The sequence below is a fragment of the Nonomuraea sp. NPDC050310 genome, from assembly GCF_040655795.1.
Taxonomy (GTDB): domain Bacteria; phylum Actinomycetota; class Actinomycetes; order Streptosporangiales; family Streptosporangiaceae; genus Nonomuraea.
Genome location: NZ_JBFAKP010000004.1, coordinates 312,164 through 331,394, shown reverse-complemented (window position 1 = coordinate 331,394; position 19,231 = coordinate 312,164). Strand labels below are relative to the sequence as shown.

The window sequence follows — 19,231 nt, the reverse complement described above, 5'->3', positions numbered from 1 at the left end:
GTCTCCCGCACCGAACTACCTGCGATGGCCGAGGGGAGGGTGGTTGTGGACGACGAAGGGACTTCCCCGATGGATCCAACGGGTGCCGCGCCGCTCCGGCCGACGGATCGGCGGGAGATCGGGCCGTATCGCCTGCTCGGCCGGCTGGGCGAAGGCGGCATGGGCACGGTGTACCTGGCAAGGGCTCCCGTGGGGCGACTTGTCGCGGTGAAGGTGGTCAAAGCGGAGTACGCGAACCAGCAGGGTTTCGCCGCGCGCTTCCACGCGGAGGTGGAGAACGCACGCCGGGTGGCGTCGTTCTGCACGGCCGAGGTGCTGGACAACGGCAACGCCGACGACGGCCGGCCGTACATGGTCACGGAGTACATCGCGGGCACCCCGCTGTCGGAGCAGATCGCCCGGTTCGGGCAACTGGACGCGGGGACGCTGCACGGGGTGGCGCTGGGGGTGGCGGCGGCGCTGGCGGCGATCCACAACGCCGGGCTGGTGCATCGGGATCTCAAACCGGCGAATGTCATCCTTTCGCTCTCCGGGCCTCGGGTGATCGACTTCGGGATCGCCCGGGCGTTGGATCGGGAGACCGGGTTCACCTTGTCCGGGGAGTTGCTGGGGAGTCCGGGTTGGTGGGCTCCTGAGCAGGTACGGGGGTTACCGATCACGCCTGCGGCGGATGTGTTCGCTTGGGGGTGTGTGGTGGCTTATGCCGGGAACGGGCGGCATCCGTATGGGCGGGGGGATGTGATCACCCTGGCCACTCGGGTGCTGAACACCGAGCCTGATCTGGGGGCGCTTCCGGCTCCGCTCAATGAGCTCGTACGGCAGGCGACCGGGCAGGAGCCTGGCGAGCGGCCTACGGCGCAGGAGTTGGTGCTTGCGCTGGTCGGGGGCGGGGGGCCGGTGCGGCGGGAGGTGGCTGCCGATCCGCCTACGGTGATCGCGACGGAGATGTTGCATCAGTCGTGGCAGCCGCCGCAGAACGTGGTGGAAGGGCCCGATTCGGCTGCCTCCGGGGCGGCCGGGGAGGGGGAGCCACAGCGTAAGGGTGGGGTGCTTCGGCGGCGGCAGGAGCGGCGGGAGCGGGAGCGGGCCGAGCGGGCGGCGTTGGAGCAGGAGTTCCAGGAGGTGGCCGGGCCGCTGGCGGGTGGTGCGGGGGCTGTGGACGCCGGGCTGGATGAGGGAGTCCCAGGCGGGTCCAAGGAGGGGTCGCGGCCCGGGGAGCGGCCGGCCGAGCGGGACTCTGCGGCTGGGCGGGGGGTCTACCAGGAAGAAGGGGGGCAGGCGCCCGGAACCCGACACCAGGGAAGCGGGCCTCAGCAGGTGGAGCCGAGGCAAGGGTCCCAGCCGGGGGGTTGGGCGCCGCAGGTGGAGCCGGGGCAAGGGTCCCAGCCGGGGGGCTGGGCGCCGCAGGCGGAGCGCGGGTCGCAGCCCGGCGGCTGGGCGCCGCAGGTGGAGCCGGGGTCGCAGCCTGGGGAGTGGGTGCCGCAGGTGGTGCCGTGGCAGGTGGGGGCGGGGGTGGAGGGCACCAGGGTGCCGTCCGAGGAGGATCACACCAGTCCCGCCGAGCCGGCCGCGAAGTCGCTGAGTGCGCGGTGGTTGATCGCGGCGGGGGCCGCGTTGGCGGCGCTGGCGGTCACGGGGGCGATCCTGATCACGGCGACGAAGCCGACCACCACGACGACGCCCAGGGCCTCGACCGGTGTGTCGACGCCCGGGCAGGTTGTTCCGAGCAGTGATGTCGGGCGGCGTTACGCGCTCGGCGATGAGGTCGATGCGTTGCAGCTCATCGTCACCGGGCGGGCGGAGTGTGGGCTGACCAGCTATGAGGAGGTCACGTCCAGCAACGGCCAGCTCTGCGTGGTCAGGTGGACGTTGATCAATCCGAGTGGGACGGCCAGGCCGCTGGGCAAACCCACGGTCAGCCTGATCGATGACCAAGAAGCGGGACATGAGCCGGTTTCGGTGGAGTTGCCGGCGACGATCGTTCCGGGAGGCCGGCTGGACGGGGTGTTCGTTTTCGACCTCGCGCCGTACCGTAAGGCCGCCAGACTGTCCGCGACCACGCCGGACGGCAGCCGGCAGATCGAGGTGCGCCTGTGACCCGCTCCACCGTGATCGTCGCGGCCATGCTGCTGCTCGCGCTGCCCCCGTTCCACCCCGCGTCCGCCCAGGCGGCCCAGCGGGGTGCCGCGTGTGACACCACCACCGTAGACGACCACGACGGGGACGGGGTCGAGGATGCGGTGGTCGGTGACCCGTTCGCCGGCCCGGGCGCGGCCTACCTGCTGTCGGCCGGCAAGGCGGTCGCCCTGCCCGCCCCCGAGCTGGCCGAGGGCGACGGCTACGGCTGGACGGTACGGCTGGCCAGCCTCAACGGTGACGGCTGCGCCGACGTCCTGGTCGGCGCCCCGTACGCGGACGTCGACGGCGTACGGGACGCGGGCGCGGTCTACGTCCTGTACGGCGGAGCCACCGACCCCCCGAGCCGCCTGGTGGCCACCTCCCCCCAGCCCGACGCGCACTTCGGCTGGTCCCTGGCCGCCAAGGGCGACTTGGTGGCCATCGGCGCGCCGTACGAGGACGAGGCGAGCGCCAAGGACCAGGGCGCGGTGTACACCGGCAAGGTCGACGCCCTGCGAAGGCTGAGCCAGGAGCCCCCCGAGGTGCCCGGCAACGGCGAGACAGGCGACCAGTACGGCTGGGCCCTGACCTTCGCCAAGGACAACAGCCTGGTGATCGGCGTGCCGTACGAGAACAACGACGGCGCGGGCCGGCAGGTGGACGAGGGCCAGGCCGACACCGGCTCGGTGTCGGTGATCCACGACGTGCTGGCCGAGCGGATCACGGCCACCAAGTGGGAGGCGCCCGACCTGCCCCCGGGCGCGCGGTTCGGCTATGCGCTGGCGTACTCGGACGAGGCCGGGCTGGCGGTGAGCGCGCCCGAGGAGGGGGTGATCCGCTTCTACGGGGCCGACCTGAAGCAGACCAGCCAGTTGCGCCAGCCCAGGGCGGTCTCGCTGGCCGCGTCACCGGACGGGCGGCTGGCGATCGGGGTGCCGGGGACGGGCGAGGTCCGCGTGGTGGGGCCGGGCAAGAACGACCGGACGCTCAGCCCGGCCGAGCCGGAGGGGCGGATGGGCGCCGCGGTCTCCTTCAGCGGGAACCGGCTGGTGGTCGGGATGCCGGATCGCGGGCCGTACGGGGCGGTCGCGGTGCTCGGGCGCAACTCGGACGTGCGGGAGACGATCCAGCCGGACACCGGAGCCGACTTCGGCGCCGCCCTCGGCTGACCCTGACCAAAAGCCGACTTCACCTGCCCCCAACCGAAGCCGACCTCATCACCGGGCCGGGCGACACACCGCAGCGAGCTCAGCTGAACAGCCGGCCGCCGCAGTTGGGCCACTGCCCCTGCCACCGCCCGGCCACCCGCTGGTACAGCAGTTGCGCCCGGTAGGTCTGCTCGGCCTCCGGCCAGGCGATGGGCGTCCGCGTCCCGCCCACGGCCCGCCACATCGGCAGGCTGAACTGGTAAAGCCCGTAGTACCCGCCCGCGCTGTTGACCGCCTGCGGGTTCCCCTTCGACTCGCACTCCGCCAGCGCCGCCCAGTTCAGCCGGGCCACCGACGGCGGCACCGGCGCGACGGGCATCACCCGGATGACCGTCCCCTGCTTCGGGAAGCTGTCCAGCGCGGGCGTGACCCGGTCGCCGGGCCCGAGCCGGACCCCCTTCTCCTTCAGCACCTCCCGCACCGAGGCCCCGGTCGTGTACATGACGCTCCGGTTCTCCCCCTTGACCAGCTCCACCTTGCGCTCGGTGAACACGGTCAGCCCGGAGACCGGCAGCGTGCTGGTCCGGGGCGCCGACACCCGGCCGGGCCCGATGTCCAGTTGCTCCAGCGCGCCGCCCACGTCGTCGGCGGTGACGTGCCCGGTGACCGGTTCGCCGTCCACCACCACCTCGACTCGCCGGGCACGCCGGATCTCGATGCGGGCCCCGTCCTCGAGCTCGCCCTGCCGCGCGGCGCTGACGTAGTCGTGCGGCCCCACCGAGATGTCGGCCTCGTCGAGCAGTTCGAAGACCGTCCCGGCGGAGGTGCGCATGGCGGTGACCCGCTCGTCGACGACGAGCTGGATCTCCTTGCCCATGCTGAGGGCGGTCGTCCCGGCGGTGACCAGCAGGGCCGCCGCGCCGTACGACAGCAGAGCCCAGGGCCCCAGCCAGGGGCTACGGGCGCGCGGCTTGCGTCTCGTTCCGCTCATAGGGCGAGAACGCTAGGGCTCGCTCACCCAGCGTCACAACCGGTTCACCGAAAGATGCCTACCAGCTACCGAAGGCGGTGATCCCGTTGGTGTTGACCGCCTCGCCGAGCACCTCGACTGAGATGCCCTTGACCTCGGCCAAGCAGCTCGCGATCAACGGGAGGTAGGCGGGGGTGTTGGGTTTGCCCCGATACGGGACGGGCGGGAGGTACGGCGAGTCGGTCTCGACGAGGATCAGCTCCAGGGGCGCCACCGCGGCGGCCTCCCGGAGTGATCCGGCGTTCTTGTAGGTCACCGGCCCGGAGAAAGACATGAAATATCCGGCCTCGGCGCACTGCCGTGCCATGTCCGCATCGCCCGAGTAACTATGAAAAATGACGACCTCGGGGGGCTGTTCCGCCTTCAACACCGCCAGTACGTCGTCATGCGCGTCCCGGTCGTGGATGACCAGCGCCTTGCCCGTCCGTTTGGCGATCTCGATGTGCGCCCGGAAGCTCGCGTGCTGGTCGTCCTTGGACGCCCAGTCGCGGTAGTAGTCGAGCCCGGTCTCCCCCACCGCCCTGACCTTGGGCAGCCGCGCCAGCTCCTCGATCTCGGTCAGCACCGCGGGCGTCGCGGCGAACGCCTCGTTGGGGTGGATGGCCACCCCGGCGTAGACGTCGCGGTGCACCTCGGCCACGTCGGCGTTCCATCGCGAGGACGGCAGGTCGTAGCCGATCGTGACCAGCCGGGCCACCCCCGCCGCCTGGGCGTCGGCCACGATGCTCTCCACCGTCGCGGCGGCGGCCTGCGCGGCCTGGGCGACCGGGTCGCCCGAGGAGGCCTGCCGGTTGCCGACCATGATGTCGAGATGGCAGTGGGAGTCGAACATGCTCAGCTCTCCAGGCGCGGGAAGAGGATCTCCCCCTTCGTCACGGTCGCGCCCTCGGGCAGCCGGCCCCACGTGCCCGCCTCGGCGATCCGCTGCTTGGCGAGCGGCCCGAGGTGCTCCTCGGCGCCCAGCGAGACCCACAACTTCTCGGCCGTCGCCGGCATCACCGGGTTGAGCAGCACGGCGACGCCGCGCAGCGCCTCGGCGGCGGTGTAGAGGATGGTCGCCAGCTTGGCCCGCCCCTCGGGCGAGTCGTCCTTGGCCACCTTCCACGGCTCCTGCTCGGAGAGGTAGAGGTTGACCTTGCGGACGAAGTCGAAGATGTGCGCCAGGCCGCCGGCGAAGTCGAGGTCGTCGCCGATCGCCCGGTCGGCGTTGGTGACCGCGGTGGCCAGCGCGCCGGAGATCTCCGGCGTCTCGGCGGCCGGGGCGGGCAGCTTGCCGTCGAAGTACTTGCCCACCATCGCCGCCACCCGGGAGGCCAGGTTGCCGAAGTCGTTGGCCAGCTCGGAGGTGTAGCGGGCGGAGAAGTCCTCCCACGAGAACGAGCCGTCCTGGCCGAACGGGATCGCGCGCAGGAAGTAGTAGCGGTAGGCGTCGACGCCGAAGTGCTCGGTGAGCTGGCGCGGCGAGATACCGGTCAGGTTGGACTTGCTCATCTTCTCGCCGCCGACCATCAGCCAGCCGTTGGCGAAGACGCGGCCGGGCAGCGGCAGGCCCTGGGCCATGAGCATCGCGGGCCAGATCACCGCGTGGAAGCGCAGGATGTCCTTGCCCACCAGGTGCACGTCGGCCGGCCAGACGCGGTCGAACTTCTCCTGGTCGGAGCCGTAGCCGACGGCGGTGGCGTAGTTGAGCAGCGCGTCGACCCACACGTAGATGACGTGCTTGCCGTCCCACGGGATCGGGATGCCCCAGTCGAAGCTGGAGCGGGAGATCGACAGGTCCTGGAGGCCCGACTTCACGAACTGCACGACCTCGTTGCGGGCGGAGGCCGGCTGGATGAAGGTCGGGTTGTTCTCGTAGAACTCCAGCAGGCGCGGGCCGTACTCGGAGAGCTTGAAGAAGTAGTTGTCCTCCTCCAGCCACTCCACCGGGCGCTTGTGGATCGGGCACAGGTCGCCTTCGAGCAGTTCGCCGGGCGACTTGAACTCCTCGCAGCCCACGCAGTAGGGGCCGGTGTAGCTGCCCTTGTAGATCTCGCCCTTGTCGTAGAGGTCCTGGACGAACTCCTGCACGCGCTGGGTGTGCCGCGGCTCGGTGGTGCGGATGAAGTCGTCGTTGGCGATCTCCAGGTGCTCCCACAGGGGGCGCCAGGCCTCGGCCACCAGCTTGTCGGCCCACTCCTGCGGGGTGACGCCGTTCGCGTCGGCGGTGCGCATGATCTTCTGGCCGTGCTCGTCGGTGCCGGTCAGGAACCACACGTCCTCGCCGCGCTGGCGGTGCCAGCGGGTCAGCACGTCACCCGCCACGGTCGTGTACGCGTGGCCCAGGTGCGGGGCGTCGTTGACGTAGTAGATCGGCGTCGTGACGTAGTAGGCGGCCATGGGGAAATCCTATCGGTGCCTCCTCAGCCGCACGCCCGCTACGGTACGGCCCGCCGTACCCGATCGGCTTCGGGTACGGCGGGCCGGAGGCCGGCTAGCGGCGCACGTCGACGTAGTCGGCGGCGCTGCCGGCGGCGACGTACCCGGTCGCACCGGCGTAGACGGCCTTCCAGTTGCCGTCCTTCGAGGCGGTGAAGGAGCGGGCGAAGACGCCCTTGCCGGAGGTGGTGACGGTGGCCATGGTGGTCCAGGTGGTCTTGCCGACCGGCTTGAACAGGATGTTCACCCGGGCGCCGTTCAGGTGGCCGTACCCGGTGCCGGCCGCGTTGGTGGCCAGCAGGCTGCCGGTCACGGTGAGCTTGCGGCCCTTGCGCACCGGCTCGGGCGAGGCGTTGAGCGAGCCGAACTTGGTGTGGCTGCGCGCGGCGTAGGAGAAGGTGCCGGTGGCGCTGATGCCGTGGGTGTTGGACACCTTGACGCTGCAGGTCGCCCGGCTGGGGTCGCCCGGCTCCAGGTGGAAGCCGGAGTCGAAGACGCCGCTGACGGTCTCTTCGAGGGCCACGGTGAAGCCGGGGCAGCTCACGACCGCCTGGTCGGCGTCGCTCTTGGTGTAGACGGTGACGAACACGGGGACCTGGCGGCCCGGGTAACGGACGCCGCTCGTGGAGACGGTGATGCCGGAGATCGCGACCGGGAAGAGCGCGGCGTCGAGCGCGGCCTGGGCGGCCTTCACGCGCTTCTCGGCGTTGTCCCAGATCTCCTTGAGGCGGGCGGCCTCGCCGGCGAGCTGGTCGGCCTGCGCGCGGGCGTCCTTGGCCGCCTCGGTCAGCCGGACGTGCTCGGCCTTGGCCTCGCGGTACTCCCGGGTGGACTCGGCGCTCTCCAGCGCGTCGAGGGCCTGCTGGGCCGTGGCGAGCGCGGCGTCGGCGGCGGTCTTGGCGGTGGCGGCGGCCCGGGCGGCGCTCTCGTCCTGCCCGGCGGCGGCGGTCAGCCGCTCGGCCTCGGCGCGCAGGCCAGGGAGCCGGTCGGCGGCCTCGTCGCGGCGGCGCTCGGCCTCGCGCAGGTCGGCCTCGGCCCGCTCGGCCTTGGTGACGGCGGACTCGTAGGCGGCCTTGGCCTCGTTGCGGGCGGCGAGCGCCTCTGCCCGCACGGCGGCGAGACGGTCGGCCTCGGCTCCGGCGAGCCGCACCTCCTCCTCGGCCGCCGCGCGCTCGGCCTCGGTGGCGTCCGGGCCGAGCGCGGCCAGCGCCTGCCGTGCGCTCTCCAGGCGGGCGAACGCCTGGACGTGCTCGCGCTCGGCGGCCTGGAAGCCGGCCTGCTTCTGCTCGTAGGCGGACTTGAGCGGGGCGATCGCGTCGCGGGCCTCGGCGGCGGCCGCGGCGAGGCCGGGCAGGGCCTCCTTGGCCTCGGCCAGCGCCTTCTCGGCGTCGGCCACCGCGCCGGTGGCGCGCTCGGCGGCCTCGGCGGAGCCGGCGGCGGCCTTGGCGAGCCGCTCGGCCTCCTCTGCGGCCTTGGTGGCCTCGACCTTGGCGGCGGCGACGGCGGCGACCGCCTTCTCGTACTCGACGCTGGAGGCCGCGCCGGCCAGCGCGTCCAGCTTGGCCTTGGCCGCGGCGACGGCGTCCTCGGCGCGGATGGCGGCCAGTTCGGCGTCGTTGGCCTTGGCCGCGACGGCCAGGTAGGCCGTCTCGGCCGCGTCGGCGGCCTTGGTGGCGGCACGCAGCTCGGCGCGCAGGTCGTCGATGCTGGGGCCCTGGACCTCGGCGAAGACGGGGGCGACGGCGGCGGCCGGGGCGGTGATGACGCCGGTGGTGGCAGCAGCCGCGGCGAGCAGGGAAACGAGGGCGCGCTTGCGCACGAGGTCCTCCGGAGGAAGGAAGAAGGGAAGGAAGAGAAAGGGGGAGGCGGCCGCATCCCTCCGCAAAGAGCGCGCAAAGGGGAGCCAATGCGGACATCTAATCATTAACTTCTCTTTATGGATAAATCGCCCATTCGATCATTACCGCAGGTCAGCGGCATCCCCGTGGCCGCCGGAACTTTCGCGCCCTTTCCCGCATCTCACTGGGCATGACTGGTGCGCTCGCCCCCGGCGACCCCCTCCGCATCGGCTCCTACGCACTCGCCGGCCGGCTCGGCTCCGGCGGCCAGGGCGTCGTCTACGAGGCCTACGACCCGCAGGGCGGGCGCGTCGCCCTGAAGGTCCTGCGCGCCGACGGCATCGCCCGCCCGCTGGGCAAGGAGGTGACCGCGGCGCAACGCGTCTCCTCGTTCTGCACCGCGCGCATCCTCGCCTTCGACGTGGCCAGCGAGCGCCCGTACATTGCCAGCGAGTTCGTCGACGGTCCGAGCCTCAAGGCTGCCGTCGAGGCGGCCGGGCCGTACCGGGCCGACGACCTGCACCGGCTGGCCACCGGCGTGGCCACCGCGGTGGCCGCCATCCACGAGGCGGGCGTCGTGCACCGCGACCTCAAGCCGGAGAACGTGCTGCTCGGCCCGGACGGGCCCCGAGTGATCGACTTCGGCATCGCCCGCATCGTCGAGGGCTCGCTCACCGCCGAGAGCGGCCTGATCGGCACGCCCGCCTACATGGCCCCTGAGCTCTTCCACGGCACCAAGGCCGGCCCGGCCGCCGACGTCTTCTCCTGGGGCGCGGTCGTCGTCTTCGCCGCGACCGGGCGGCCGGCCTTCGGCGGCGCCAACGCGGCGGCCATCGCGCACCAGGTGCTCAACGCCGAGCCCGACCTGCGGCCCCTGCCCGAGCCGCTGCGCGACCTGGTGGCCGCCGCCCTGGCCAAGGACCCGGCGGCCCGCCCGAGCGCCCGCGACCTGCTGCTCGGCCTGCTCGGCGCGGGAGCCGCGACCGGCCCGTCCCGGGTCAACGGCTCGTTGCTCGCCCACGGCAGCCACGCCGCCGCCGCGGTGCACGCCCCGCACCGCCTGGCCGCTCCCAGAGCCGAGCTCGGCGAGCTGGCCGAGGCCACCTACAACCAGCTCGACCCGGCCGACCAGGCCGCCGTGCCCCGCCTGCTGCTGCGGATGATCGGCGCGAGCGGCGACGACCTGCACGCCGTCGAACCCGGCGAGATCGACGCCTCCCCCACCATCGCCGCCCGCTTCGTCGAGGCGGGCCTGCTCCTGCGGCTCCAGGACCGGCTCACCCTCGCCAACGCCGCCCTCCCGCACGCCTGGCCGCGGCTGCGCCAGTGGCTCGCCGACGACCGCCCGGGCCTGGAGAGCCTCCAGCAGATCCGTACGGCGGCGCACGCGTGGGAGACGGGCGGCCGGCGCGACGGCGACCTGCTGGGCGGCAGCTCCCTGGAACGCGCGACCGAGTGGGCCGCCACTGGCCGCAAGCACGTCGAGCTCACCGCCCGCGAACGGTCCTTCCTCAACGCCAGCATCGCCCACGCCCGCCGCCGGGTCCGCTTCCGCCGCCTGGCCGTCATCGGCCTGACCATGCTGCTGGTGCTCTCGGTGACCCTCGGCGGCCTGGCCGAGCTCCTGCGCCGCCAGTCGGAGCGCTCGCTGGCCACCGCCAGAGCCGAGCGGGCCAACGCCGACCACCGGCGCGACATCGCCGTCGCCAACAGCCTCACCGCCCGGGTCGCCGAGCTCCGCCAGTCCGACCCGCGCACCGCGCTGCGCCTCAGCGTCGCCGCCCACCGCATCGCCCGGACCGACGAGACCCGATCGGCCCTGCTGGGCTCGCAGCAGCAGCGCGAACTCGACGTGCTCGCCCTGGACGGCGCGGTGCGCTACGACCCCCCGGCCAAGCTCGCCCTGGTCGCCCAGGGCCGCGACCTCGAAACGCGGCGCCTGCCCGGCGGCGAGCTGGTCAGCACCCTGCGCCAGGCGGTGGACGAGCGCTACGACCCGGTCTTCACCGCCGACGGCCACTACGTGATCGCCGCCGAGGCGCTCTGGGAGGCCGCCTCGGGCAGGAAGCTGCGTGCCGGCCTCACCGCCGACCACGAGGTCACCCCGGCCCCCGACCTGGTCGTCGCCCTCGACCGGCCCACCGACTCGCGCCGGCTCCTGCGGCTGCCCGATCTGGCCCCGGTGCCCGGCCTGCCGGTCGCCTCCTCGGGCGGCATCGCCGTGGACCCGGCGGGACGGCTCGCGGTCGTCGACACCGGCAAGGGCTTCGACGTCTACGACCTCGGCGCCTCGGCCACGCTGCGCATGCGCGTGCCGTACGGCAAGCGCGGCGGCCCCGAGTCCCCCGGCGCGGTGGCCGTCAGCCCCGACGGCCGCCTGCTGACCTACGGCGTCTACCAGCGCGTCGCCCTGCAGTCCCTCGACGACCCCGGCGCGAAGCCGCGCTACGGCGAGGTGGCCAGGGGCTCCGGCGAGGGCGACCTGACCCAGTACGCCGTCTTCAGCCCGGACGGCCGGCTGCTGGTGTCGGCGAACGGGTGGATGGTCCAGGTGTGGGCGACGGCCACCATGACCGAGGTGGCCCGCTTCACCACGCCCGGCTTCGGGGTGAACGGCCTGGGCCTCAGCCGGGAGGGCGTGCTGAGCATCCACGGCCTGGACGGCTCGGTCCGGGTCGTGGACGTCGGCGCGCACACCGCGCCGCGCTTCCTCGGCGACGACCGGCGGCCCGCGGCGGGCGTGTCGCTCAGCCCGGACACGAAGGTCGTCGCGACGCTGCACAAGCAGACCCTGCGCTTCTGGGACCGCGAGAGCCGCGCCTTGCTGGGCAGCGCGGCCGGGCCGTGGCCGCTGTGGTGGGAGACCATGCAGAGCACCGCCGTGGTCGTCCCGGCGATGGCCTTCTCCCCCGACGGCAAGACCCTCGCCCTGCCCCGCACGCTCAACTCCGTCGTGCTCCTGGAGGTGCCCTCGGGCCGCACGATCGGCACCATCACGCTGCGCGCGAACGACGTGGACCACCCGCAGAACGTCTACGCGCTCGCCTTCACGCCCGACGGCCGGTCCTTGACCATCGCCTCCGAGGACCGGGAGGTGGCGGTGTGGGACGTGCGCCGGCTGGTGCGCACCGGCGCGGTCGCCTCGCCCGGCGAGAGCCTCATCACCGCACTGGCCTGGAGCCCCGACGGGCGCACGCTGGCGCTCAGCCACTCCTCGCTCACCTGGCTGTGGCAGCCCGGCGGCGGCCGGCCGCCCGCCGAGCCGTTCGCCAAGGAGCACAGCAGCGAGGCCCTGGCCTGGAGCCCGGACGGCAAGCAGCTAGTCCAGCGCGGCGAGAACGACTGCTCGTGCGCCAGCCAGATCGGCCCGGAGATCGACGCCCGCGCCTGGGTGTGGGACGCGGTCACCACCCGGCCGCTCTATCCGCCCCTGGTCGGCCACACCAACGCGGTGCTGGCCGCCACCTACTCCCACGACGGCAAGCTGATCGCCACCGCCGGCGCCGACGGACAGGTCCGGCTCTGGGACGCGCGCACCCACCGGCCGGTGGGCCTGCCCGTCCTCGACCACGGCCACGAGGTGCGCGCGGTCGCCTTCAGCGCCGACGACACCCTGCTGCACACCGTCTCGGCCGACGGCGGCGTGGTGAGCACCAACCTGGTCCCGGACACAGCGGAGGCGGTGGTCTGCGCCCGGGCCGGACGCGGACTCACCGCCGCCGAATGGTCGGAGCTGATCCCCGACGTGGCCTACCGAAGGACCTGCTGAAGCTCTACCGGGTGACCTGGTCGCCGCGGGTGACCGCCTCGGCGGCCTCCTCGGCGGCCTTGGCCGCCACGTCCAGCGACGACTCGCGGGTCCGGCGGATGCCGAGGATGCTGACGAAGAGCGCGGCGAAGATGGTCTGGAAGCTCATGATCAGCGCGGTGGCCGCCGGCACGACGATGCGGAGCGACTCGCGCGGGTCGAGCTGGCCGAAGCTGCGCACCTGCCAGTGCACCAGCGACATCACCAGGCCGACGAGGCCGGCCAGGGCCAGCAGGCCGCCGATGACCAGGCCCTTCTCCAGCGTGACGATGCTGACCAGCTTGCGGATGCGCGGCGACTCGGGCAGGAAGCCCTCCTCGGCCGCGTAGACCTTGGTGAAGACGCCGAACAGCGCCGCCTGGAAGCCGATGACCACCATCGCCGAGGCCCCGACCAGGGTGTCGACGTCGAAGGCGAGCTCGCCGATGCGCACCGGGCCGAAGGTCAGCGCGGTGCCGGCGACCAGGCCGATCACCATCAGCACCACGCCGGGGATGAAGAACAGCCACTTGGGGCTGTACAGCATGAGGAAGCGCAGGTGCCGCCAGCCGTCACGCCACGAGCGCAGGTGCGGCGGGCGGGAGCGGCCGTCGGGCGAGAGGGTCGTGGGCACCTCTCGCACGTCGAGGCCCTGCAGCGTGGACTTGACCACCATCTCGGAGGCGAACTCCATGCCGCCGGTCTGCAGACCCAGCTTGAGGATGGAGTCGCGGCGGAAGCCCCGCAGGCCGCAGTGGAAGTCGCCGATGGCGCTGGGGAAGAACAGCCGGCCGATGAAGGACAGCACCGGGTTGCCGAGGTAGCGGTGGAGCGGAGGCATCGCGCCCGGGGCGATGCCGCCCTTGAAGCGGTTGCCCATCACCAGGTCGGCGCCCTCGCGCAACTGCTCCACGAAGGGCAGCAGGGCGGTGAAGTCGTAGGAGTCGTCGGCGTCGCCCATGATGACGTACTTGCCGCGGGCCGCACGGATGCCGCCCATCAGGGCGTTGCCGTACCCCTTCTCCTCGACGTGGACCACCCGGGCCCCGGCGTCACGGGCGAGCTGCTGCGAGCCGTCGGTGCTGCCGTTGTCGGCGATCAGCACCTCGCCCTCGATGCCGTGCTCTTCCATGCAGGCCAAAGCCTTGCGAATACAGACTTCGATGGTCTCCGCCTCATTGAGGCAGGGCATGACCACGGTCAATTCCACGACAGAGAACCCTTCAGTCACGACACAGGCCAGTGAACCATCATGCCCTCTGCCCACCAATGCTCGGGTCAAGTCCGGAAAACGCCTGGCATCCTTGAGGGCATGGTGAGTGTCGCGGAGCTTTCCACCTCGGACTCCTCCGCCTCCGGCCTCGGCGCGAGAGCGCGCCGGGTGCTGGGCCGGAATCGGATCTTCGCCGCAGTCTTCGCCGTCGGCGCGGTGCTGCGGGCCGTCACCATGCTCGGGTACGGCCCGGCGATGTGGTTCAACGACACCTACCAGTACGTCTCGGTGGCGATGCACCCCCGGCCCGACGTCATCCGGCCGAGCATGTACGGGCTGTGGCTGGCGTTGCTGAAGCCGTTCAGCAGCTTCACCCTCGTGGTCTTCCTCCAGCACCTGATGGGCCTGGCCACCGCGGTCATCGTCTACGCGCTGCTGAAGCGCCGCTTCGGGGTGCCCGGCTGGGCGGCCACGCTGGCGGCGGCCCCGGTCCTGCTGGACGCCTATCAGATCCAGATGGAGCAGCTCGTCATGTCCGACTCCATGTTCACCCTGGTGGTGACCGGAGTCGTGGCGCTGGTGCTGTGGAAGCGCGAGCTGACCTGGCGGGTCGGCGCGGTGGTCGGGGCGTTGCTGGCGCTGGCGGCACTCACCCGGTCCATCGGCCTGGCTGTGCTCGGGCTGGTCGTGGTCTACATGCTGATCAAGCGGGTGGGCTGGAAGCCGATCGTGGCGATGGTGATCGCCTGCGCGCTGCCGGTCGGCGGCTACATGAGCTGGTTCGCCGCGGCCAACGGCACGTTCGCGATGACCTACAGCGACGGGCTCATCCTCTACATGCGCACGGCCTCCTTCGCCGACTGCCGCCAGATGGACCTCAAGATCCCGCAAGAGCTCGACATGGCGCTGCTCTGCCTCGACGCGCCGGGCCGCAAGGGCCACGCCCAGTGGTACCTGTGGGGCATGGGACGCGGCGAGAACAAGGTCGGCGTCTCCGGCGAGGTGCTGCACCGGCAGGGCAGCAAGAAGTTCGACCGGGAGCGCAACGACGCGGCCGGGCGCTTCGCCAAGCGGGCCATCCTCGCGCAGCCGGGCGACTACCTGAGCGTGGTGTTCACCGACTTCATGCGCTCGTTCGCCTGGCAGCGCACCGAGTTCCCCGAGCCCAAGACGTACTCGCAGTACGAGTTCCGGCCGGACGGCTACGAGCGGCTGCCCACCTGGTCGACCTACGGCGGCGGCAACGCGGGGGCCGACGCCTTCCGCTACGAGCAGGGGCCGCCCGAGACGAACGTGCGCCAGCCGTGGGCCAACATCATGGCCGGCTACCAGGACGTCTTCTACCTGCGTGGCACGCTGCTGGGCGCGATCCTGCTGGTCGGGCTCTACGGGCTGGTCGCGCGCTGGCGGCGGCTCGGCGGGCCGGTGCTGCTGCCGTGGCTGGGCGCGGTCGGGCTGCTGCTCGCGCCCGCGGCGACCGCCGAGTTCGACTACCGCTACGTGCTGCCTGCCGTACCGCTGGCCTGCATCGCGGCGGCGATCACACTCAGGCCCAGGTCCGCAGCAGCATCCGCGCCCACCAGTCCGAATGCAGCACCGTCTGGCCGCTGAGCACGGGCGACAGCCACCAGAAGTTGATCAGCACGACGAGGGCGTAGGCGCCCACCGACGCCGCGCCCACCGCCCGGCGCAGCGGTGAGGCGTCGGCCCGGCCCAGCACGAGCCCGGCGACCAGGGTGAGGGCCAGGATCATGAACGGCACCAGCGGCACCATGTAGAAGAAGTACATCGTCCGGTTGTGGGCCAGCGCGTAGTACACCCACGGCGCCCACCCGGCCGCGTAGGCCAGCACCACCGAGCCGGCCCGCCAGTCGCGCCCGGCGACATACCAGGCCACCATCCCGAGCATGGCCAGCGCGGCGGCGAACCACAGCGCCGGGGTTCCGACCGCCAGCACGTGCTGCACGCACTCCTGGCCGCCGCAGTCGAGCTTGCCCTGCCAGTAGAAGGAGATGGGCCGCTGCAGCAGCGGCCACTGCCACGGCTCCGACATGTAGGTGTGCGGCTGGGCGAGGGTGGAGTGCCAGCTCAGCAACTGCGTCTGGTAGCCGAGCCAGGAGCGGAAGGAGTCGAACACGAAGAAGAGCGGCCCGGAGGAGGTGGCCTGGTCCCAGTTGCGTCCCCAGCCCTTGTCGGTCACGAACCAGCCGGTCCAGGTGGCCATGAAGACCAGCGCCGGCGCGAGCGCCATCGCCCCCAGGGCGGTGGGCAGGTCCCGGTTGATCGCCCCGACGTACGGCTTGCGCAGCCCGACCGCCCGCCGGGCGCCCATGTCCCACAGGAACGACAGCAGCGCGAAGGCCAGCAGGAAGAAGATCCCCGACCACTTCACCGCGCACGCCGCGCCCAGGCACGCCCCGGCCGCCAGCCGCCAGGGCCGCAGGCCCAGCCACGGCCCCTCCAGGGTGGCCGCCGAACGTTCGTGCCACTCCGCCAGCCGGCCCCGCGCCTTGTCCCGGTCGACCACCAGGCAGGCGAACCCGGCCAGCACCCAGAAGGCCAGGAAGATGTCGAGCAGCGCGATCCGCGACATGACGAAGTGCAGCCCGTCGAGGGCGAGCAGGAGGCCGGCGAAGCAGCCCAGCAGCGTCGAGCGGGTCATCCGGCGGGCCAGCCGCGCCAGGATGAAGATCATGAGCGTGCCGGCGAGCGCCGCGGCGACGCGCCAGCCGTAGGGGTTCATGCCGAAGATCCACTCGCCCACGGCGATCATCCACTTGCCGAGCGGCGGGTGGGCGACGTAGGAGGCGCAGTCGGGAGCGGGCGGGCAGCGCTCCCAGATGTTTAGGTCGCCGGCGATCAGCATCCGGTCGGCGATCGGGTTCTTGTCATCGCCCAGCGTCTCCCGCTCCGCGCCGAACCGCAGCAGCGCGTAGGCGTCCTTGGCGTAGTAGGTCTCGTCGAAGACCACCGCCCGGGGGTGCCCGAGGTTGAGGAAGCGCAGCACCCCGCCCAGCAGTGCCACGAACGCCGGTCCCAGCCACCCCCACAGCCCGCTCTCCTGCATCCGGGGCACTAACCGGTGATACGTGGACATGAGGGGACCCTACGTGGCGCGAAGTCTCCTGTGAACCGCGTCGTACAGCTCGCGTTTGGGAAGTCCCGCTTCCTTGGCGACCTCGGCCACGGCGTGCTTGCTCTGCTCGCCGGCGGCCACGCGCCGGTCCACCTCGGCGACGGCCTCCTCGATCGAGCCCTGGACCTTCACGTGACCGGCGACGACGACGGTGATCTCGCCCTTGACGCCCTCGGCCGCCCACGCGGCCAGCTCGGCGAGGCCGCCGCGCCGTACCTCCTCGTAGGTCTTGGTCAGCTCGCGGCAGACGGCGGCGCGGCGGTCGGGGCCGAAGGCCTCGGCCATGGCCTCCAGCGCGTCGGCCAGCCGGTGCGGGGCCTCGAAGAAGACCATGGTGCGCTGTTCGGTGGCCAGCTCGGCCAGCCGGCGGGCGCGCTCGCCGCTCTTGCGCGGCGGGAAGCCCTCGAAGCAGAAGCGGTCGGAGGGCAGGCCCGAGATCGCCAGGGCGGTCGTGACCGCGGAGGGGCCGGGCAGCGCGGTGACCGGGATGCCCGCCTCGACGGCGAGGCTGGTCAGGCGGTAGCCGGGGTCCGACACGCCGGGCATGCCGGCGTCGGTGATGATCACCACGGTCCGGCCGTTCTTGAGCGCGTCGAGCAGTTCGACGGCCCGGGCGGCCTCGTTCTGGTCGTAGTAGGAGACGACCCGCCCGGAGATCTCCACCTCCAGGTCGGCGGCCAGGCGGCGCAACCGCCTGGTGTCCTCCGCCGCCACCACGTCCGCGCCGGCCAGGACCTCCCTCAACCGGGGCGAGGCGTCGCCCGCCTGCCCGATCGGAGCCCCCGCCAGCACCAGCCTGCCGTGTTCAGTCACTTGACCATTGTGGCCGTGTTTCTTAAGGAAGCACCCGCTTGAGCCCTTACGATGGCCGAATGGCGGTGACCGATTTCCCAGCGCTTAAAGAACCCGGCGCCCGCACCAGGTCGGTGCGCGAGCGCCTGGTCCCCGCCATGCCAGGCGACCGGCTCTGGGGCTGGCTGGGCCCGATCCTCGTCATGATCTTCGGCGGCGTGCTGCGCTTCGTGAACCTGGCGCACCCCAAGACCGTCGTCTTCGACGAGACCTACTACGCCAAGGACGCCTTCTCGCTGGTCACCTGGCTGGTCGAGCGGACCTTCATCAAGGACGCCGACAAGGCCCTGCTGGCCGGCAACACCGACATCTTCGAGAAGTGCGAGGCGATCGACAAGTGCGCCTCGTACGTGGTGCACCCGCCGCTCGGCAAGTGGATGATCGGCCTGGGCGAGTGGCTGTTCGGCATGAACACCTTCGGCTGGCGCGTCTCGGCCGCGGTCGTCGGCACGCTGTCGATCCTGATCATCGCGCGGCTGGCCCGCCGGATGACCCGCTCGACGCTGCTGGGCTGCTTCGCCGGCCTCCTGCTCGCCCTGGACGGCCTGCACTTCGTGCTCTCCCGCACCGCGCTGCTGGACATCTTCCTGATGCTCTTCGTGCTGGCCGGGTTCGCCTGCCTGGTGGTCGACCGGGACAAGGCGCGCGAGCGGCTGGTCGACTGGTACGAGTCCTCGCCGCTCAGCGACGAGGGCCCCTACCTCGGCCTGCGTCCATGGCGGCTGGCCGCGGGGCTCTGCCTGGGCGCGGCGTGCGCGGTGAAGTGGTCGGGCATCTTCTTCTTCGTCCTGTTCCTGATGTCGTGGATGTGGGACGCGGGCGCCCGCCGGGCGATCGGGTTGCGCCGGCCCTACGCCGGGGCCTTCCGGCTGGACCTGCCGACCGGGCTGCTGGCCGGGGTGGTCGCGCCCTCGCTGGTCTACCTGGCGAGCTGGACCGGCTGGTTCGCCTCGCCCCGTGGCTGGGGCCGCAACTGGGAGCAGGCCACCTCGTCCGGGCCGCTCTTCTTCGTCTTCGACTCCTTCCGCTCGCTGGTCAAGTACCACTTCGAGGTCCTCGGCTTCCACGCGCAGCTCACCAGCAGCCACCCCTACCAGTCGGAGCCGTGGTCGTGGCCGCTGCTGCTGCGGCCGGTGGCCTTCTACTACGAGGGCAAGCAGAACGCCTGCGGGGTCAAGGACTGCTCGGAGGCGGTGCTCGGGGTCGGCACCCCGGTCATCTGGTACGGCGCGCTGGCCGCCCTCGTGGCGCTGATCGCCTGGTACGTCTCCTCGCGCGACTGGCGGGCGGGCGCGGTGCTGCTCGGCTACGCGGTGGCGTGGCTGCCGTGGTTCTACTTCGCCTTCAAGGACAACAGGACGATGTTCCTGTTCTACGCGATCCCGATGGTGCCCTTCATGGTGCTGGCGATCACGTTGTGCGCGGGTCTGCTGATCGGTCCCTCGTGGGCGACGCAGACACGCCGTACAGTGGGAGCTGCGGCAGTGGGGTCGTTCGCGCTGCTGGCACTGATCAACTTCTGGTGGCTCTACCCGATCCTGTCCGCCGAGGTCCTGCCGTACGTCGAGTGGAAGTCCCGGATGCTCTTCGAGAAGCGGTGGATCTGACCCCGTTACCGGTCGCTAATTCGTGATTTCGTAGGGTAGTCGCTGTGCAAGAGCAGATACGCACCGGTTTCGGTCATCGTCAGA

At 71.9% G+C, this 19,231-nt stretch carries 12 protein-coding genes; 5 read left to right on the top strand and 7 right to left on the bottom strand.

Features of this window, described 5'->3' with window-relative positions; all coding sequences use genetic code 11:
- The first annotated feature begins 69 nt into the window (after positions 1 to 69).
- Both AB0I67_RS14700 and AB0I67_RS14695 read left to right on the top strand, forming a co-directional pair.
- Entirely contained in the window at positions 70 to 2,097 is a 2,028-nt protein-coding gene (locus AB0I67_RS14700) for a protein kinase (protein ID WP_357923322.1), read from the top strand.
- Positions 2,094 to 3,287 carry a hypothetical protein gene (locus AB0I67_RS14695; RefSeq protein ID WP_357923156.1) on the top strand — a complete coding sequence of 398 codons (1,194 nt, stop codon included), beginning with the start codon at positions 2,094 to 2,096 and terminating at the stop codon, positions 3,285 to 3,287. The genes AB0I67_RS14700 and AB0I67_RS14695 overlap by 4 nt, the downstream gene beginning before the upstream one ends.
- 79 nt (positions 3,288 to 3,366) lie before the next feature.
- Here the strand turns inward: AB0I67_RS14695 and AB0I67_RS14690 are convergent, their stop codons facing one another.
- The 4 genes from AB0I67_RS14690 to AB0I67_RS14675 form a co-directional block, all read right to left on the bottom strand.
- Complete coding sequence (locus AB0I67_RS14690) at positions 3,367 to 4,257, bottom strand: ubiquitin-like domain-containing protein (RefSeq protein ID WP_357923155.1); 891 nt, start codon at positions 4,255 to 4,257, stop codon at positions 3,367 to 3,369.
- Positions 4,258 to 4,315: 58 nt separating this feature from the next.
- On the bottom strand, positions 4,316 to 5,128 hold the full coding sequence (locus tag AB0I67_RS14685) for a TatD family hydrolase (RefSeq protein WP_357923153.1): 813 nt from the start codon (positions 5,126 to 5,128) through the stop codon (positions 4,316 to 4,318).
- A 2-nt stretch (positions 5,129 to 5,130) separates the two neighbouring features.
- Complete coding sequence (gene metG / locus AB0I67_RS14680; RefSeq protein ID WP_357923151.1) at positions 5,131 to 6,675, bottom strand: methionine--tRNA ligase; 1,545 nt, start codon at positions 6,673 to 6,675, stop codon at positions 5,131 to 5,133.
- Between the two features lie 94 nt (positions 6,676 to 6,769).
- Positions 6,770 to 8,533, bottom strand: a complete 1,764-nt coding sequence (locus tag AB0I67_RS14675) for a hypothetical protein (protein ID WP_357923149.1) — start codon at positions 8,531 to 8,533, stop codon at positions 6,770 to 6,772.
- 209 nt (positions 8,534 to 8,742) lie between these two features.
- Here AB0I67_RS14675 and AB0I67_RS14670 point away from each other — a divergent pair, with 209 nt between their 5' ends.
- Positions 8,743 to 12,321 (top strand): WD40 repeat domain-containing serine/threonine-protein kinase, encoded by a 3,579-nt coding sequence (locus AB0I67_RS14670; RefSeq protein WP_357923147.1) that lies wholly within the window; start codon positions 8,743 to 8,745, stop codon positions 12,319 to 12,321.
- A 4-nt stretch (positions 12,322 to 12,325) separates the two neighbouring features.
- On the opposite strand, the gene AB0I67_RS14665 is transcribed toward AB0I67_RS14670, so the two are convergent.
- On the bottom strand, positions 12,326 to 13,549 hold the full coding sequence (locus AB0I67_RS14665) for a glycosyltransferase (protein ID WP_357923145.1): 1,224 nt from the start codon (positions 13,547 to 13,549) through the stop codon (positions 12,326 to 12,328).
- A gap of 102 nt (positions 13,550 to 13,651) precedes the next feature.
- Here AB0I67_RS14665 and AB0I67_RS14660 point away from each other — a divergent pair, with 102 nt between their 5' ends.
- The gene (locus AB0I67_RS14660) at positions 13,652 to 15,163 is read left to right on the top strand and encodes a hypothetical protein (protein ID WP_357923143.1); all 1,512 of its coding nucleotides are present in this window, start codon (positions 13,652 to 13,654) and stop codon (positions 15,161 to 15,163) included.
- Here the strand turns inward: AB0I67_RS14660 and AB0I67_RS14655 are convergent.
- On the bottom strand, positions 15,099 to 16,649 hold the full coding sequence (locus AB0I67_RS14655; RefSeq protein ID WP_357923141.1) for a phospholipid carrier-dependent glycosyltransferase: 1,551 nt from the start codon (positions 16,647 to 16,649) through the stop codon (positions 15,099 to 15,101). The genes AB0I67_RS14660 and AB0I67_RS14655 overlap by 65 nt on opposite strands.
- Positions 16,650 to 16,658: 9 nt before the next feature.
- Positions 16,659 to 17,501: a 16S rRNA (cytidine(1402)-2'-O)-methyltransferase gene (gene rsmI / locus AB0I67_RS14650; RefSeq protein ID WP_357923139.1), complete on the bottom strand. Its 843-nt coding sequence runs from the start codon at positions 17,499 to 17,501 to the stop codon at positions 16,659 to 16,661.
- A 59-nt stretch (positions 17,502 to 17,560) separates the two neighbouring features.
- On the opposite strand from rsmI, the gene AB0I67_RS14645 reads away from it, so the two are divergent.
- The gene (locus AB0I67_RS14645) at positions 17,561 to 19,147 is read left to right on the top strand and encodes a phospholipid carrier-dependent glycosyltransferase (protein WP_357923137.1); all 1,587 of its coding nucleotides are present in this window, start codon (positions 17,561 to 17,563) and stop codon (positions 19,145 to 19,147) included.
- Positions 19,148 to 19,231: the final 84 nt, after the last annotated feature.

Bases quoted from the DNA above. Each gene is read 5' to 3' on its own strand.
- AB0I67_RS14700 (WP_357923322.1), top strand. From the start codon at position 70: ATGGATCCAACGGGTGCCGCGCCGCTCCGGCCGACGGATCGGCGGGAG.
- AB0I67_RS14690 (WP_357923155.1), bottom strand. From the start codon at position 4,257: ATGAGCGGAACGAGACGCAAGCCGCGCGCCCGTAGCCCCTGGCTGGGG.
- AB0I67_RS14685 (WP_357923153.1), bottom strand. From the start codon at position 5,128: ATGTTCGACTCCCACTGCCATCTCGACATCATGGTCGGCAACCGGCAG.
- metG (WP_357923151.1), bottom strand. From the start codon at position 6,675: ATGGCCGCCTACTACGTCACGACGCCGATCTACTACGTCAACGACGCC.
- AB0I67_RS14670 (WP_357923147.1), top strand. From the start codon at position 8,743: ATGACTGGTGCGCTCGCCCCCGGCGACCCCCTCCGCATCGGCTCCTAC.
- AB0I67_RS14660 (WP_357923143.1), top strand. From the start codon at position 13,652: ATGGTGAGTGTCGCGGAGCTTTCCACCTCGGACTCCTCCGCCTCCGGC.
- AB0I67_RS14655 (WP_357923141.1), bottom strand. From the start codon at position 16,649: ATGTCCACGTATCACCGGTTAGTGCCCCGGATGCAGGAGAGCGGGCTG.
- AB0I67_RS14645 (WP_357923137.1), top strand. From the start codon at position 17,561: ATGGCGGTGACCGATTTCCCAGCGCTTAAAGAACCCGGCGCCCGCACC.